13 protein-coding genes are annotated in these 15,655 nt (G+C 71.0%); 7 read left to right on the top strand and 6 right to left on the bottom strand.

What is annotated here, in order from left to right; translation table 11 throughout:
* Positions 1–77: 77 nt before the first annotated feature.
* Positions 78–1,025: an SGNH/GDSL hydrolase family protein gene (locus N8I84_RS36440; RefSeq protein ID WP_263235005.1), complete on the bottom strand. Its 948-nt coding sequence runs from the start codon at positions 1,023–1,025 to the stop codon at positions 78–80.
* A gap of 260 nt (positions 1,026–1,285) precedes the next feature.
* Between N8I84_RS36440 and N8I84_RS36445 the strand changes: the two genes are divergently transcribed.
* The 3 genes from N8I84_RS36445 (at position 1,286) to N8I84_RS36455 (ending at position 6,324) form a co-directional block, all read left to right on the top strand.
* Positions 1,286–1,723 (top strand): Fur family transcriptional regulator, encoded by a 438-nt coding sequence (locus N8I84_RS36445; protein WP_263233754.1) that lies wholly within the window; start codon positions 1,286–1,288, stop codon positions 1,721–1,723.
* Positions 1,724–1,757: 34 nt separating this feature from the next.
* The gene (katG, locus tag N8I84_RS36450) at positions 1,758–3,983 is read left to right on the top strand and encodes a catalase/peroxidase HPI (RefSeq protein ID WP_263233755.1); all 2,226 of its coding nucleotides are present in this window, start codon (positions 1,758–1,760) and stop codon (positions 3,981–3,983) included.
* A 175-nt stretch (positions 3,984–4,158) separates the two neighbouring features.
* Positions 4,159–6,324, top strand: coding sequence for a SpoIIE family protein phosphatase (locus N8I84_RS36455; RefSeq protein ID WP_263233756.1), 2,166 nt, complete (start codon positions 4,159–4,161; stop codon positions 6,322–6,324).
* A 19-nt stretch (positions 6,325–6,343) separates the two neighbouring features.
* Here the strand turns inward: N8I84_RS36455 and N8I84_RS36460 are convergent, their stop codons facing one another.
* Positions 6,344–7,798, bottom strand: a complete 1,455-nt coding sequence (locus N8I84_RS36460) for a purine-cytosine permease family protein (protein ID WP_263233757.1) — start codon at positions 7,796–7,798, stop codon at positions 6,344–6,346.
* A 217-nt stretch (positions 7,799–8,015) separates the two neighbouring features.
* On the opposite strand from N8I84_RS36460, the gene N8I84_RS36465 reads away from it, so the two are divergent.
* Positions 8,016–8,603 (top strand): hemerythrin domain-containing protein, encoded by a 588-nt coding sequence (locus N8I84_RS36465; protein ID WP_263233758.1) that lies wholly within the window; start codon positions 8,016–8,018, stop codon positions 8,601–8,603.
* A 98-nt stretch (positions 8,604–8,701) separates the two neighbouring features.
* On the opposite strand, the gene N8I84_RS36470 is transcribed toward N8I84_RS36465, so the two are convergent.
* Both N8I84_RS36470 and N8I84_RS36475 read right to left on the bottom strand, forming a co-directional pair.
* Positions 8,702–8,860 carry a hypothetical protein gene (locus N8I84_RS36470; RefSeq protein ID WP_263233759.1) on the bottom strand — a complete coding sequence of 53 codons (159 nt, stop codon included), beginning with the start codon at positions 8,858–8,860 and terminating at the stop codon, positions 8,702–8,704.
* 216 nt (positions 8,861–9,076) lie between these two features.
* Positions 9,077–10,321, bottom strand: a complete 1,245-nt coding sequence (locus N8I84_RS36475; protein ID WP_263233760.1) for an MFS transporter — start codon at positions 10,319–10,321, stop codon at positions 9,077–9,079.
* A 325-nt stretch (positions 10,322–10,646) separates the two neighbouring features.
* Here N8I84_RS36475 and N8I84_RS36480 point away from each other — a divergent pair, with 325 nt between their 5' ends.
* Complete coding sequence (locus N8I84_RS36480) at positions 10,647–11,210, top strand: hemerythrin domain-containing protein (RefSeq protein ID WP_200419485.1); 564 nt, start codon at positions 10,647–10,649, stop codon at positions 11,208–11,210.
* 36 nt (positions 11,211–11,246) lie between these two features.
* On the opposite strand, the gene N8I84_RS36485 is transcribed toward N8I84_RS36480, so the two are convergent.
* Both N8I84_RS36485 and ku read right to left on the bottom strand, forming a co-directional pair.
* The gene (locus tag N8I84_RS36485; protein ID WP_263233762.1) at positions 11,247–11,618 is read right to left on the bottom strand and encodes an ANTAR domain-containing protein; all 372 of its coding nucleotides are present in this window, start codon (positions 11,616–11,618) and stop codon (positions 11,247–11,249) included.
* A 101-nt stretch (positions 11,619–11,719) separates the two neighbouring features.
* Complete coding sequence (ku, locus tag N8I84_RS36490; RefSeq protein ID WP_263233763.1) at positions 11,720–12,784, bottom strand: non-homologous end joining protein Ku; 1,065 nt, start codon at positions 12,782–12,784, stop codon at positions 11,720–11,722.
* A gap of 311 nt (positions 12,785–13,095) precedes the next feature.
* Between ku and N8I84_RS36495 the strand changes: the two genes are divergently transcribed.
* A complete protein-coding gene (locus tag N8I84_RS36495) occupies positions 13,096–14,304 on the top strand; it encodes an EfeM/EfeO family lipoprotein (protein ID WP_263233764.1) in 1,209 nt (402 codons plus the stop codon).
* The gene (gene efeB, locus N8I84_RS36500) at positions 14,301–15,539 is read left to right on the top strand and encodes an iron uptake transporter deferrochelatase/peroxidase subunit (RefSeq protein WP_263233765.1); all 1,239 of its coding nucleotides are present in this window, start codon (positions 14,301–14,303) and stop codon (positions 15,537–15,539) included. The genes N8I84_RS36495 and efeB overlap by 4 nt, the downstream gene beginning before the upstream one ends.
* Positions 15,540–15,655 lie beyond the last annotated feature (116 nt).

Genomic DNA, 15,655 nt, shown 5'->3' on the forward strand with positions numbered 1-15,655 from the left:
ACACCGGCACGGACGATCTTCTTCGGCCGCATGTCCGGATCCGCCGCAAAAGGGCGGGACTGCGGGTGTCGCCCGGCTCAGTGACGTCCGCGTCCCTCGCCCAGGCGTTCCAGCACGGCCCGCGCCATGGCTTGCTCGCCTTGGGCGTTGGGGTGCGCGGGGGCCGCGGGGGAGGCCGGCTGCAACGGCTCGATCCAGCGGTCCGCCGGCGCCTTGCACATGTCGTGGCCGCGCGTGGGACCGTAGGTGTCGACGTACTCCGCCCGGTTCCACTCCGCCACCAGACGGAGCATCAGGTTCAGCCGCTTCTCGGTGTCCCGCAGATAGGGGAAGTCCTTCGACGCGAACGGGACCGAGGGGTAGCAGCCGCTGCCGTCGTCGGGCAGGAGGTCCGGGTAGCCGACGACGAGCACCCGGGCGTGCGGTGCCCTGGCGTGCACGGCCCGCAGCACACGGTCCACCTTCGGTGCCGTCTGCGCGATGGCGAGCGTCAACCGGTCGATCCCGGAAGAGGCGTAGGAGCGCCGGCACGGATCGCCTGTCGGGTCCTGGGAACTCAGGCGCGCGCAGGTGGCGATGATGGAGCCGAAGCCGATGTCGTTGCCGCCGATCTGAACGGTCACCAGATCGGTGTCGCGCCGCACCGCGTCGAGTTGGGGCGCATTGGTGCCCTGCGCCTTCCACATGTCGTCGGTCGTCGCTCCGCCGCAGCTCACGTCCTTGAACGCGGTCACGTGCCGCTCCGCCGCCACGAGCGAGGGGTAGTTGTGGTCGGAGCGGGCGCAGGCGGCGTCCACCTGCCGGGGGATGACGGGGCCGGAGGTGTAGGAGTCCCCGAGTGACACGTAGTGCGTGTCGCGACCGGGCCCCGGGCCGTGGGCCGCGGCAGGTGCCGTTGAGGTGGCGAAGAGGGCGCAACCGCCGAGGGCCGCGCCCACGGCGAGCGGCCACCGGCGGCGTCTCGCCGCTCCAGGTCCCGCCGCTCCAGGTCTCGCTGCTTCGCCCGGATGCGTGTCGTGCGCCATGGAAAGCCCGGCGTGCGCCATGGAAGTCCTCCCCCTGAGGCCGGAACGGCGCGCGGAGCCCGCGTCGGGCGGCGGCCGGCGCACGTTCGCCGGGGCCTGTATACCGGTCGCCGCGTCACCGGGGCCAGGGGTGGGAAGGGAGCATTTCGTGGCATGGCAGCTTCAAAGGGCCCGGCGGGCGGTCCCCTGCCGAGACGTGCCAAAACTTGGTTCGCTCGTTTTCTTGAACTATTCGTGTTTGCGGCGGTAGGTTCGACGCCATGACCGCATCCCGGACTCCGACCACCGCCGAGGAGCTGCGCGGTGCCGGCCTGCGGGTGACGGCGGCCCGCGTCGCGCTGCTGGAGACCGTCCGGGAAGGCGATCACCTCGGCGTCGAGGCGATCGCCGCCGGAGTGCGCGACCGCGTCGGACACATCTCGCTTCAAGCCGTGTACGAGGCCCTCCACGCGCTCACCGCGGCGGGGCTCATACGCCGTATCGAACCGGCCGGCAGCCCCGCCCGGTTCGAGGGACGCGTCGGCGACAACCACCACCACGTCGTGTGCCGGTCGTGCGGCGCCGTCGCCGACGTCGACTGTGCGGTCGGCGAGGCGCCCTGCCTGACCGCGTCCGACGACCACGGCTTCTCGATCGACGAGGCCGAGGTCGTCTACTGGGGCCTGTGCTCCGCATGTTCCACCGCCCGCAGTTCCTGAGCACCGTGATCCGCTCTCATCCGGAAGGATTGCCATGACCGAGAACCACGACGCAGTCGTCACAGACCCGAAGACGGAGGGTGGAGGGGGCGGCTGCCCCGTCGCGCACGGGCGCGCCCTGCACCCGACGCAGGGCGGCGGCAACCGCCAGTGGTGGCCGGAGCGGCTCAACGTGAAGATCCTGGCCAAGAACCCGGCCGTGGCCAATCCCCTCGGTGAGGAGTTCGACTACGCCGAGGCGTTCAAGTCCCTCGACCTGCAGGCGGTGAAGCGGGACATCGCCGAGGTGCTGACCACGTCGCAGGACTGGTGGCCCGCCGACTTCGGCAACTACGGCCCGCTGATGATCCGCATGGCCTGGCACAGCGCGGGCACCTACCGCATCAGCGACGGCCGCGGCGGCGCCGGCGCCGGTCAGCAGCGCTTCGCCCCCCTCAACAGCTGGCCGGACAACGGCAACCTCGACAAGGCCCGCCGTCTGCTGTGGCCGGTCAAGAAGAAGTACGGCCAGAGCATCTCCTGGGCCGACCTCATGATCCTCACCGGCAACGTCGCCCTGGAGCAGATGGGATTCCAGCCCTTCGGCTTCGGTGGCGGCCGCGAGGACGTCTGGGAGCCGGAGGAGGACGTCTACTGGGGTCCCGAGACCACCTGGCTCGACGACCAGCGCTACACCGGCGACCGCGAGCTGGAGAACCCGCTCGGCGCGGTCCAGATGGGCCTGATCTACGTCAACCCGGAGGGCCCGAACGGCAACCCGGACCCGATCGCCGCGGCCCGCGACATCCGTGAGACGTTCCGCCGCATGGCGATGAACGACGAGGAGACCGTCGCCCTGATCGCCGGTGGTCACACCTTCGGCAAGACCCACGGTGCGGGCCCGGCGGACCACGTCGGCGCCGACCCCGAGGCCGCCTCCATGGAGGAGCAGGGCCTCGGCTGGAGGAGCACCTACGGCACCGGCAAGGGCGGGGACGCCATCACGTCCGGCCTGGAGGTCACCTGGACCGCCACGCCGACCCAGTGGAGCAACGGGTTCTTCAAGAACCTCTTCGAGTACGAGTACGAGCTCGAGCGGAGCCCGGCCGGCGCCCACCAGTGGGTGGCCAAGGACGCCGCGGAGATCATCCCCGACGCGCACGACCCGTCGAAGAGGCACCGCCCGCGGATGCTCACCACCGACCTGTCGCTGCGCTTCGACCCGATCTACGGGCCGATCTCCCGCCGGTTCTACGAGAACCCCGAGGAATTCGCGGACGCCTTCGCCCGCGCCTGGTACAAGCTCACCCACCGCGACATGGGCCCGAAGTCGCTGTACCTCGGCCCGGAGGTCCCGGAGGAGACCCTGCTGTGGCAGGACCCGCTGCCCCAGCGCGAGGGTGAGCTGATCGACGACGCGGACATCGCGACCCTGAAGACCAAGCTGCTCGACTCGGGTCTCACCGTGTCCCAGCTGGTCACCACCGCCTGGGCGTCCGCCTCCACCTTCCGCGGCAGCGACAAGCGCGGCGGCGCCAACGGCGCCCGCATCCGCCTCGCCCCGCAGCGCGGCTGGGAGGTCAACGACCCCGACCAGCTCGCCCAGGTGCTGCGCGTCCTGGAGGGCGTCCAGCAGGAGTTCAACGCCTCCTCCGGCGCCAAGCAGGTCTCCCTGGCCGACCTCATCGTCCTCGGCGGTGCCGCCGCCGTGGAGAGGGCGGCCAAGGAAGCCGGCTTCGAGGTCGAGGTGCCCTTCACCCCGGGCCGCGTGGACGCGGGCGAGGAGCACACCGACGTCGAGTCCTTCGAGGCGCTGGAGCCGACGGCGGACGGCTTCCGCAACTACCTGGGCAAGGGCAACCGCCTGCCGGGCGAGTACCTGCTGCTCGACAAGGCGAACCTGCTCACCCTGAGCGCCCCCGAGACGACCGTGCTCGTCGGCGGTCTGCGCGTCCTCGGCGCCAACCACCAGGGTTCGCAGCTCGGTGTCCTCACCAAGACGCCCGGCGTCCTCACCAACGACTTCTTCGTCAACCTGCTCGACCTGGGCACGACGTGGAAGGCGACCTCCGAGGACCAGACCACGTTCGAGGGCCGCGACGCCGCCACCGGCGAGCTGAAGTGGGCCGGCAGCCGGGTCGACCTCGTCTTCGGCTCCAACTCCGAGCTCCGCGCGCTCGCGGAGGTCTACGCCAGTGACGACGCCAAGGAGAAGTTCGTCAAGGACTTCGTCGCGGCATGGGACAAGGTCATGAACCTCGACCGGTTCGACCTCGTCTGATCGCTCCGATCACGACGCCCGGGCGGGCCCCTACGGCCGGCCCGGGCGTCGTCCGTTTGTGCGCACGGTACGACCCGCCCAACTCCGAATGACACTAAAATCCCCCCAACCCTGAAATTCCACTGAAAAGACGTATAAATTGTCTGGAAGTGGACGGCGGAAAGGGGACCCGGTCATGCCCATAAGGCCCGATGTCCCAGCACCGCCCGGCGCGGCCATGCTCTCCCCCCAGTGGCCGCCGGACGCGGACCTGTTCGGACCGGCCCCGGTGATCTTCGCCTCCCTCAGCGGTCCCGGGCACATCGTGGAGACCGCGAACTCGGCGTTCTTCGACATCGTCTGCGGCGGCCGGAGGCGGACCGGCGTGCCGATCGTCGAGCTGATTCCCGATACGGCTCTGCAGGGCGTGATCAACCGCATCCGAGAGGTGTACCGCACCGGCGTTCCCTACCGCACCCGGGACAAACGGCTTGTCCTCGGGGAGCCGGGGGCGCAGCAGGAGAGGATCTTCGACCTCACCTATGAGCCCCGGCGGGACGCCGTGGGCAGGGTCGACGGGGTCGTGGTGATCGCCATGGACACCACCGCCTACCGTGACACACAGCTGCTGGCGGCGGAGCAGCGCGCCCTGCTGGAGCAGATCGCGCGCGAGGCCCCGCTGCAGGAGATTCTCACCGGCATGGCCAGGACGATCGAGGACTTCTCCCCGGGCATGCTCGTCTCCGTGCTGCTCGTCGACGCCGACGGCCGGCGGCTGCGGCACGGCACCGGCCCGAGCCTGCCCGACTTCTACAACGAGGCGATCGACGGGGTCCCGATCGGCGAGGGCCAGGGATCCTGCGGCACCACCGCGTACCGGCGCGCCCCGGTGGTCTGTACCGACATCGCCACCGATCCGCTGTGGGCGGAGTACCGCGAGCTGGCGAAGCGGGCGGGGGTCGGGGCCTGCTGGTCCACCCCGATCCTGAGCACGGACGGCCGGCTGCTGGGCACGTTCGCCATGTACCACCGGACGCCGAAGATCCCGGAACTGAAGGACCTGGCCCTCGGCGCCGCCTTCACGCGCGTCGCGGCCCTGGCCATCGAGCGGCACCAGGCCGTGGCGGCGGGCCGAGCCGCGCGGCAGCGTGAGAGCTCGGCCCGCGAAGACCTCGCCTTCGTCCTGGAGGCGAGCACCGCCATCGCACGCGAACAGCACTACGCGAACAGCCTGCGGCGTCTGGCCCAGCTGACGGTCCCGAGCCTCGCGCAGCTGTGTGCCGTCTACGTGGCCGACGGCGGCCACCACAGCCGGATCGCCTCCGCGGCCGCGACCCGCGCGCACGAGCCGCTGCTCGTGGCACCGGAGTGGTGCGAGGCGGTGGATCGCGCGGTGGCCCGGGTGCTGGCCTCCGGCGCGACGGAGACCGGGTTCATCGAGCTCCGCCCCGGGACAGAGCTCGGCGGGCGCGGCGCCGGTTACCTCTGCGTACCGCTCACGGCCCGCGGATCCACCTTCGGCGCCCTGGCGCTGCTGGCCGTCGACCGGGACTGGGACGGCCACGTCGTGGCACTGGCCGAAGAACTCGCCGGCCGGGCGGCCCTGAGCGCGGACAACGCCCGCCAGTTCACGCACCGGGTGCGGCTCGCACATGAACTCCAGGCCGGGCTGCTGCCGCCGAAGCTGCCGCACGTGCCGGGCGCCGCTCTGGCGGCCTCCTACCATCCGGCCGGCGAGGGTCTCGACGTCGGCGGCGACTTCTACGACGTCTTCCCGCTGCCCGGCGACCGCTGGGCCGTCATGATCGGCGACGTGTGCGGTCACGGAGCGGTGGCCGCCACCACGACCGGTATGGTCCGGCACACGGCACGTGCGGTCGCCCGTCTGCTGCGCGACCCCGTGTCCGTGGTCGCCGCGATCAACGACGCCCTGGCCGAGCACACCGAGGGCCAGGACCTGTTCGTGTCGCTCGTCTACGGCGAGCTGCGGCACACCACCGGGGGACAGGCGGTGACCCTGATGCGCGCCGGCCACGTGCCGCCGCTCGTGCGCCGCGCAGGCGGCACCGTCGAACGGCTCGTGCCGCCCGGCCTGCTGCTGGGCCTCGGCCTGGGCGGTGTGGGATCACCTGTGCGCGTCGACCTGCACCCGGGCGACGGCCTGGTCCTCGTCACTGACGGCATCACCGAAGCGCGGTCCCCGGAGGGCGAGCTGTTCGGTGAGGAACGGCTGGCAGACACGCTGACCACGGTTCCGCCCACCGCCGCCGCCCTGCTGGAGTCCGTCACCACCGCCGTCGCCGCCTTCACGCACGACACCTCCCGGGACGACCAGGCCGCGCTGGTCGTGACCGCCGTATGAGCTGATCGGAGGGCAGGCCCTACGGTTCGCGGTGCTCGTGTGCCGCTCGCTCCAGTTCCGCGGCCTCCGCCTCGGCCAGTCGCCGCTCGGCCTCCACATCGATGGACCGGGTCAGCAGCCAGTACAGCAGCGCGGCGACCGGTAGTCCGACGAAGAGGGAGATGTCGGCTCCGCCGAGCGCCTCGGCGGCGGGCCCGACGTAGAGGTTCGCGACGGAGAAGAACGGCACCATGGCGGCGAACCCGACCAGGTACGCGATGATGCCGTGCCACCCCCAGCGCCCGTAGACCCCGCGCGGATTGAAGATCTCGGCGATGGCGTAGTGGCCGCGGCGCACCACGTAGTAGTCCATGAGGTTGACCGCGGTCCACGGGATGAACAGGTAGAGCACCAGCAGCAGGAAGTTGTTGAAGTTCTGAAGGAAGTTGGACGTCGCGGACAGTGCGCCGATCAGGGAGAGCGCCGCGGTCAGTCCGATGGTCACCAGCCGTACGGCGAGCGTCGGGCGCACCCTCCTGAAGGAGTCGATGGCGCTGATGAGCGTCAGCGACCCGCCGTACATGTTCAGCGCGGTGACCGACACCAGCCCCAGCGCGGCAAACAGCAGCACGATCGCGCCGAATCCACTGAACACCTTGTCGCCCGCGGCGTCGATCGAGCGGATGGTGTCGAAGTCCTTGCCCGCCCAGGCGGCGAGCAGCGTCCCGAGCACCATCAGCCAGATGCCGCCGAGCGCCGACCCGAAGTAGGTCCAGTAGAAGGTCTTGCGGACCGTCACGTCCGGCGGAAGGTACCGCGAGTAGTCCGAGACGTAGATGGCCCAGCTGATCTGGTAGCCGGCCACCACGCCGAACTGGGCGAGGAACGGCGTCCACCGGAAGGCGCCGAGGTCGAAGGAACCCGGCGGGTAGTGCAGGGTGACCAGGATTCCCACCGTGAAGATCCCGAAGACGACCAGGAACGTGTACGTCAGCATCTGCTCGGCCCGGTGGATGACGTCGTAGCCCACCAGCGCCACGAGGAAGGCGACGACGGTGACCACGACCACCCACAGGTCGACGCCTCCGTGCACCGTGGTGTGCAGGGCCTCCCCGGCGAGGATGGTGTTGAAGACGTTGAACCCGGCGTACTGCAGGTAGGCGAAGAGCCACACCAGAAGGGCCCCGACGTAGCCGAACTGGGGCCGCGACTGGATCATCTGGGGCAGCCCCAGTTGCGGGCCCTGGGCGGAGTGGAAGGCCATGAAGAAGGTGCCGACGACGGTCCCCGCCACGATCGCGATGAGCGACCAGATGAGGTTCCCACCCTCGGTGATGCTGATCAGGCCCACCGCCAGTGTGGCGATCTGCGCGTTCGACATGAACCACAACGGCCCGAGGTGCCACAGCTTGCCGTGGCGTTCGTCGAGTGGGACGTAGTCGATGGAGCGGATCTCCAGGCTCGGCATCCGCGGCTCTGCTGATGTGCTTGTCACGGCGCCTCCTGCGTGCCGGTCCGCCCGGTCACACGATCTTCCCCTGATCGCGGCTGGTCAAGAGGTGCGTAGCAACGCCCCCCGTTCTTCCTCACGGGGCGGCGCGACGAGGGGCATCCGCGGCGGGCCCCTGTGCGACCTGTGCCTGGTTTGTTCCGTTTGTCCTAATGGGATGGGGTTACCCGCCCAGTGACGACGCTCAGAGGAGGGCAGTGCCGTGAGCGATGCGACGATGGAACGCAAGGAGGCGGCGAGGCTTCCGGAAGGCGACGTGGTCCGCGTCCTGCTGGAGCAGCACGCACGTATCCGAGACCTGTTCGACGACGTGAAGAGCGCGCAGGGCGAGCAGAAGAAGCAGACGTTCGACGAGCTGAGGGCGCTGCTGGCGGTGCACGAGACCGCGGAGGAACTGATCCTGCGCCCCACCGCGAAGAGGACGGCCGGTGACGCCGAGGCTGAGGCCCGCAACCACGAGGAGGAGGAAGCCAACAAGGTCCTCGCCGAGCTGGAGAAGATGGACGTCACCAGCGCCGAGTTCGACGGGAAGCTCGCCGCCTTCGAGAAGGCCGTCATCGATCACGCCGAGCACGAGGAGCGGGAGGAGTTCCCCGCGGTGCGGCGCGGTTGCGACGAGGAGCAGCTCAAGGGCCTCGGGGCGAGGCTGCAGATGGTCGAGAAGGTGGCACCGACTCATCCGCACCCCACCGCTGCGGGATCGCCCGCGGTCCAGTTGCTGACCGGTCCCTTCGCGTCCATGGTCGACCGGGTGAAGGACGCGATCACCGGATCGTCGGGCCGCACCTGAGAGACGCGGGCGCACGCTCGACGCGTGTGCGCACCGGCAGACGGGCGACCCACCGCCGGCGGACACCGGCGGTGGTGTCGCCCTGCCGGCGGGCACCGTCAGGGCTTCTGCGTGTCGCCGTCGCCCTCCCCGCGTTGCTGTCGGGCAGGCCGGGGCGGATGGGCCGCTCCCGTGCCGCCCGGCTGGCCGCCCCCGGTGGTGCCGTAGCCGCCGGGGACACCGGGCGCCATGTCGGCGTCCGCCGCCTCTTCCGTCACACGGCGCCGGGCCCTGACGCCTGCCCGGCGCTCCGGGTAGGGGTACTCGAACAGACGCGAAGCGGCGCGCCGGTCCTCAGCCTTGCGCTGCTCCCGGGCGGCCTGCTCGGCCGTCCGCCGCTCGTCACTGTCGTGGTTGCGGTGCTTCGTTCATGCGCGCCGAGTACCCAGAGCCGTCGTCCGACAACGCGCCCTTCGTCCGACAACGCGCACGTGTCAGATGAGGGTGGCAGCCTGCTTCTTCGCGTTCCCGGGCGCGTTCTCGCGGCGCGGGAGCAGCAGGGGGGTGGCGAGGAGGAGGATTCCGGCGATCGCGATCGCGGTGCGGGCGCCGGTGACGGCGGCCAGCAGACCCCACAGAGCGGTCAGGGCTGCGATGGCGGCGCTGCTGCTGACCGACCACGCGGTCAGGGTACGGGCGACCCGGTCGGGGCCGGTGTGGTCGAGCCGGTAGGTGGCCAGCACCGGGTTGAACACGCCGATGCAGGTGACCAGGCCGAGTTGGACGGCGATGACGAGGACGATCCCGGGGACACCGGGCCGGACGAACGCCAGTCCGACAGGCCAGCACGCACGCAGCACCCCCGCGGTGAGCATCACCTTGTGCTGCCCGAACCGCGCCACGAGCCGGCGCGCCAGGCGTGAGCCGACGAGACCACCGACGCAAGGGGCCGCGAACGCGAGACCGTACTGCCAGGGCCTGAACCCGAGGCGGCCCAGCAGGAGCACGGCGAGCAGCGGCTCGGAGGCCATGATCAGGCCGTTGACCACGATCGTGTTGAGGAACAGCGGGCGCAGCGCCGGGTGGGTGAGGATGTGCCGCCATCCTTCGAGGAGATCGCCTGCGCGCAGCCGCGGCGCGCCGGTCCGCGCGGGCCGCGGTTCCGTCCCGCCGATGGCGCGGATGCCCAGCGCCGAGAGCAGGTAACTGACCGCATCGGCCACCACGGTCGTCACCGGGCCGAACATCCCGATCGCCGCCCCGCCGAGCGGCGGTCCGACCACCGTCGCGCTCCACATCGTGGACTCGAACCGGCCGTTCGCGACGAGCAGGTCCTCCGGGGGCACGAGCGCCTTCAGATACGCCCCGCCGGCCGCGTTGAAGGCGATGTTGGCCGCGGCGACCACCACGGAGACGACAAGCAGTTGGGCGAAGGTGAGCCGACCCAGCGCGAACGCGGCGGGGACACTCGTCAACGCCGCGAACCGGGTCAGGTCCATCGCCACCATGACCGGCCGTTTACGCCGGAACTCCACCCACGGACCGAGTGGCACCGCCACCACGGCTCCCACTGCCCGCCCCGCCGCGGACAGCGCAGCCACCTGTGTCGGCCCGGAGTGCAGCACGACAACCGCCAGCACGGAAAACGCGCCGAACCCGAGCCCTGTGCCGTACGAGCTGACCGCATACGCCGCCCACAACCACCCGAACCGCCGCCCCAGCGCCCGTCTCCCCGCCATGCCCGACGCACCTCTCGCCGCCCCGAAACAGCCTGCCGCTGACCATCGGCATCAAAGCGAGTGGCAGATGGCGAGATCAAACAGCCGACCCAACAGGAAAGCACAACCATCCGTTGTGCGAATACGGTGGGCTGCGTGGATCTCGATGTCGTACGCAGCTTCGTCCCACCCTCGTGGCCGCGCCGGCGCGTCCCGCACCGGAGGACCGGGGCCTCCACCTACCGCGACACCCTGGTTATCCGCCCGTCGACGGGGGCACCCGGTGTGCCGGGCGAGCCCTCGTGGGGTCGCCGTATCCAGCCGAATCCACAAGGAGGCATCGGACATGGGCCATGGAGGTAACGTCATCAACGAGCTGATGACGGACCATCGGGAAGTGGAGGAGCTCTTCGGCCGGATCGAGGCACTGCCGCCCGGGGACAAGAACCGCAAGGTGTACGCCGATCAGGCCGTCATGGAACTCGTGCGTCACTCGGTGGCCGAGGAGGCCTATCTCTACCCGGCGGTGCGGCAGTTCCTGCCCGACGGTGACGCGGTGGCCGACAAGGAGCTCGAGGACCACGCCAAGGCCGAACAGATCATGAAGGATCTGGAGCGCCACGAGGCCGACGATCCCGAGTTCGACCGGCTCATCGGGATGCTCATGACCGAGATCCGGTCCCATGTGGCCGACGAGGAGGGGAACCTCTTCCCGAGGCTGGGCGAAACGGCTTCCGCCGAAGCCCTCGACGAGCTGGGCGACAAGGTCCGGCGGGCGAAGCAGACCGCGCCGACCCGCCCGCACCCCGCGGCCCCGGACAAGCCCCCGGCCAACAAGCTGCTCGCGCCCGGCGCCGGCCTGGTGGACCGTATCCGTGACGCGCTCACGGGGCGCGGAGAGAAGGACTGACCGGCCGGCGGTTCACCGGTCGGGCCGATCGGCGGTTCACCGGTCGGGCCGGTCGGCGCGGGAGCGGATCTCGTACCGGCTGAGCGCCTGCCGCAGCTGGTTCAGCTCGGGGTCGGGCAGGGCATCACCCTGCGCGAACCTCAGGATGTGCTCGGCGACGACCCGCAGCTTGGTGTTGGTGTGCTGGGAGACGTCGCGCAGGACGCGCCATGCCTCCTCCGGCGCGATCCGTCCCAGCACGACCACGGCCCCCATGGCCTGGTCGATGGTGGCATGGGAGGTCACCGCCTGCCGCAGCTGCGCGTTCTCCTCGTGCAGCCGCTCGTTCTCCGTCGCCAGGTCGGCGGGGGAGAGCAGGTGCGCGGGCAGGCGTGGAGGGTGCCGCTTGGATATCGCGTGGAACGCCATGGTGTGCCCCTGGATGAACGAGTGGCCGCAGTTCCAGCTTCCCCCAGGTCGGCGTCGTGGACGACCCGGATGCGCGGTGTCCCCGTCGGCCGCGCCCGTGCCTAGGCGCTGCGCGGCCGACGGGCTGTCCTCTTCTCCGCCGTCTTCTCCGCCGTCTTCTTCGCCGCGGCCCCCTTAGCCGCGGTCTTCTTCTGTGCGGTGTCCTTCCGTGCGGCGCTCTGCGCCCCGGCCTTCGGGGCGGTCTTCGCCGCGGGCTTCTTCGTGGTCTTCTTCCCGGCCGTCTTCTTCGCCGCGGTCTTCTCGGCGGGCTCCTTCTTCGCCGCCCTGCCGACGTCGGCCTTCTTCTCCGGCAGCTCGTGGACCTCGGCCTCCGTCTCCTCGCCGCGGGAGGCCTTCGCCTGGGCCACGGACGCCTGGAGCGCGGTCATCAGATCCAGCACCTTGCCGGGCCCCGCCTCCGGCTCCGGCATCTCGGGCGGCGCCTGCCCCTCACGCCGGGCCTCGATCACCTGCTCGAGCGCTTCGGTGTAGTGGTCGACGAAGTCGGGGCCCTGGAGGTCCTCACGGGTCATCCGGTCGATCAGGTGTTCCGCCTCGGTGATCTCGTCGTCGGAGAGCCGGACCTGCTGTGGAGCCAGCTCTCCCGGGTCGCGGATCTCGTCGGGCCACCGCATCGCGTGCAGCACGATCGCCTCGTCCCGCACCCTCAGCAGCCCGAGCCTCTCCCGGCCGTGCCAGGCGAACTTCGCCACCGCGACCTTCGACGTCCGCTCCAGCGCCTTGCGGAGCAGCGCGTACGGCTTTCCGGCGACCGTGCCGGACGCCTGCAGGTAGTAGCCCTCGCCGATGCGCAGCGGGTCGATCGACCCGGCCGGCACGAACGCGGCGATCTCGATGGCCTTCGCCGTGGGCAACGGGAGCTCACGCAGCTCCTCGTCGAGCACGGGAACGACCCGCTCCCTGGACAGCTCGTAGCCCTTGCCGATCTCCTCGGACGGGACCTCACGGTCCTCCAGCTCGCAGTACTTGCGCACCCGGACCCGGCCCATGTCCTCCAAGTGGTACTGGTGGAAGCGCACACTGTGGTCCTCGGTCGCGGGCACCACGTTGACCGGAATCGTGACCAGACCGAAGCTGATCGCTCCCGACCAGATGCTCCGGGGCATCGCAGACCTCCGTGACATGCCCCGAGGGCACCAGCGTACGAAGGGCGCGGGCCCGTGGCACGGTGAAGCGGTCCACAGGACTGACGACGACCGCCACCGGCGAGCACGCGGTGAACTCTGACGGAACTCTCGGTGTCCGGCCCTGCCGCAGGGCCGTTCGGGCGTACGGTGCTGCCTGGTGCCGCAACAGGCAACGTTCGCGCCGTCGCGACGGGCAAACGTCGCCTGCCGCGGCACTAGCATGCGTGATCGCGCCCGCCGGCCGGGCGCGTCGGTTCGTTCGCACATCGTCCGGGGAGGCGCGGAGCAAAATGCCGGTGCCCGGCCTCTCGTCACGGCGGGCCCGACTCTGGGCCGCGGGCGGAGCCCTTCTCACCCTCGTCCTGGCGGCGGCGCTCCTGGCCACGACCCTCGGCGGAGCCCGGCACGCCCGGGCCGCCGCCGACGACGACGGGCTGCCGCACACCACCGTCGAGGTGTCACCGAGCGGCTGCGGACGGGGCTGGGACCGGCCGGTCTCCGGCCTGCAGGTCTTCGATCTGCACAACACCTCAAGCGGCCCCGCCGAGGTCTACCTCGAGGACGCCCGCACCAGGGCCGTCTACGGCGAGATGGAGGGCCTGGCACCGGGCGCTACACGGGCGTTGACCGTGCGGCTCGGCAAGGGCTCCTACGCTTTCACCTGCCTGCCCGACGACGCCGACGCGGTCACCGGCCCCACCGTCCGCATCACCTCGGGACGGTCCGGGCCCGCGGCGGCCCCGGTCACCGAGCACGACCTGATCCCCCTGGCGATCGACTACCAGAAGTGGGTCGCGGGCGGCTTGGACGAGGTCGTACGGCTGACCGGACGGCTGAACGAGGCCATCGACCGTGGCGACCTCGAGGGGGCCAGGGCCGCCTGGCTTCCCGCGCATCTGGAGTACGAGCGGCTGGGCGCGGCGTACGACGCCTTCGGTGACGCGGACAAGCAGATCAACGGAACGGACGCGGGGCTCGCCGGGGGCGTCCACGACCCGTCGTTCACCGGTTTCCACCGCATCGAGTACGGACTGTGGCACGGCCGGACGGCCACCGCCCTGCGCGCTCCGGCGGGCGCCCTCGTCAAGGCGGTCACCGCGCTGCGCGACAGCTGGGCGCAGTCCCGTATGGATCCGGCGCAGCTGGGCCTGAGGGCACACGAGATCCTGGAGAACACCGTGCAGTTCGAGTTGACCGGGCGGACCGACTACGGCAGCGGCAGCAACCTCGCCACCGCCCGCGCCAACCTCGACGGCACCCGCGCCGTGCTGTCCCGGCTGCGCCCCCTGCTCACCACCCGGTACCCGGACCTGCCCGGCCTCGAGCGGGAGCTGGACCGCGCCCAGCACACGCTCGACGGCTTCCACCACGGGGAGAGCTGGACGCCGCTCGACCGCCTGGACCGCTCGCACCGCGAACAGGTCGACGCGGTCCTCGACGACCTGGTCGAGCGGCTCGCCTCGGTGGCGACACTCTGCGACCCGCGGAGGACGGTATGAGCGCGTCCGTGGAGGCCAGCGGGGTCGGGCGGCGCGGCTTCCTGCGCGGTGCGGCCCTCGCGGGCGCCGGGCTGGCGGCGGGCGGGGCGGCGGCCCCGGCCGCCACGGGCGGAGCGAATCCGTCGCCCGTCGCGCCGTTCCACGGCCCCCATCAGCAGTCGGTGCTCGCCGCCCCCCGACGGGTCACCGCGTTCGCGGCCCTCGACGTGACCGCCCAGAACCGCGCCGACCTCGTCGACCTCCTGCGCACCCTCACCGCCCGCGCCCGCTTCCTCACCTCGGGCGGTACGCCCTCGCCCGTCGGCATCACCGGCCCGCCCACCGACTCCGGCATCCTCGGCGAGCGGCTGCCCTCCGGTGCGCTGGCGGTGACCGTCGGCCTCGGCGCGTCCCTCTTCGACGACCGCTTCGGCCTCTCCGGTCACCGCCCACGCAGGCTGACGACGATGCCGTCGTTCCCCGACGACGACCTCAGACCCGAGTGGTGCCACGGCGACCTCAGCCTCCAACTGCACGCCGACGACGCGGACACCGTGTTGCACGCCCTGCGCGACATCGCCCGGCACACCCGCGGCGGCCTGCAGGTCCGCTGGCGCCTCGACGGATTCTCCAGCCCACCCCGCCCCTCGGGCACACCGCGCAACCTGATGGGCTTCAGGGACGGCACGGCCAACCCGGACCCCACCGACGCCCGCGAGATGAACAGCCTGGTGTGGGTGGGCCCCGGCCTGGGTGAACCGGACTGGGCCGTCGGCGGCAGCTACCAGGTCGTCCGGCTGATCCGCATGCTCGTGGAGTTCTGGGACCGGGTCTCCCTCACCGAGCAGGAGCGGATGTTCGGCCGGTCCCGGGAGACCGGCGCGCCCCTGGACGGGAACGCGGAGCACGACACGCCCGACTACGCGAACGACCCCAAGGGCGACGTCATCCCGCTGGACGCCCACATACGCCTGGCCAACCCGCGCACGGCGGCCACGGCCGACCAGCGGATCCTGCGCCGCGCCTACAACTACGACGCGGGCCTGGACGGCAACGGCAACCTCGACATGGGGCTGCTGTTCTGCTGCTACCAGCAGGACCTCGCCCGGCAGTTCGAGACCGTGCAGCGGCGCCTCGCGGGCGAACCACTCACCGACTACATCAAGCCATTCGGTGGCGGCTACTTCTTCGCGCTGCCCGGTGTGCGGGACAGCGGTGACTGGTACGGACGGAAACTGCTGGCCGGGACGTCCTGAACGTGTATGGGCCGCCGCCGAGTCAACAGGCGGTCAAGTTTTCCCTTGGCTTCCCTGACCCGGTGTTCACTTGACCGCCACCGTGCCTCCAGCATCGTGCCGTTCGTTGAACAGAG

Source organism: Streptomyces cynarae (assembly GCF_025642135.1).
GTDB lineage: Bacteria > Actinomycetota > Actinomycetes > Streptomycetales > Streptomycetaceae > Streptomyces > Streptomyces cynarae.

Excerpts from the sequence above, each read along its gene's own strand:
- N8I84_RS36440 (WP_263235005.1), bottom strand. The coding sequence starts at position 1,025 with ATGGCGCACGACACGCATCCGGGCGAAGCAGCGAGACCTGGAGCGGCG.
- N8I84_RS36445 (WP_263233754.1), top strand. The coding sequence starts at position 1,286 with ATGACCGCATCCCGGACTCCGACCACCGCCGAGGAGCTGCGCGGTGCC.
- katG (WP_263233755.1), top strand. The coding sequence starts at position 1,758 with ATGACCGAGAACCACGACGCAGTCGTCACAGACCCGAAGACGGAGGGT.
- N8I84_RS36455 (WP_263233756.1), top strand. The coding sequence starts at position 4,159 with ATGCCCATAAGGCCCGATGTCCCAGCACCGCCCGGCGCGGCCATGCTC.
- N8I84_RS36475 (WP_263233760.1), bottom strand. The coding sequence starts at position 10,321 with ATGGCGGGGAGACGGGCGCTGGGGCGGCGGTTCGGGTGGTTGTGGGCG.
- N8I84_RS36480 (WP_200419485.1), top strand. The coding sequence starts at position 10,647 with ATGGGCCATGGAGGTAACGTCATCAACGAGCTGATGACGGACCATCGG.
- N8I84_RS36485 (WP_263233762.1), bottom strand. The coding sequence starts at position 11,618 with ATGGCGTTCCACGCGATATCCAAGCGGCACCCTCCACGCCTGCCCGCG.
- ku (WP_263233763.1), bottom strand. The coding sequence starts at position 12,784 with ATGCCCCGGAGCATCTGGTCGGGAGCGATCAGCTTCGGTCTGGTCACG.
- N8I84_RS36495 (WP_263233764.1), top strand. The coding sequence starts at position 13,096 with ATGCCGGTGCCCGGCCTCTCGTCACGGCGGGCCCGACTCTGGGCCGCG.
- efeB (WP_263233765.1), top strand. The coding sequence starts at position 14,301 with ATGAGCGCGTCCGTGGAGGCCAGCGGGGTCGGGCGGCGCGGCTTCCTG.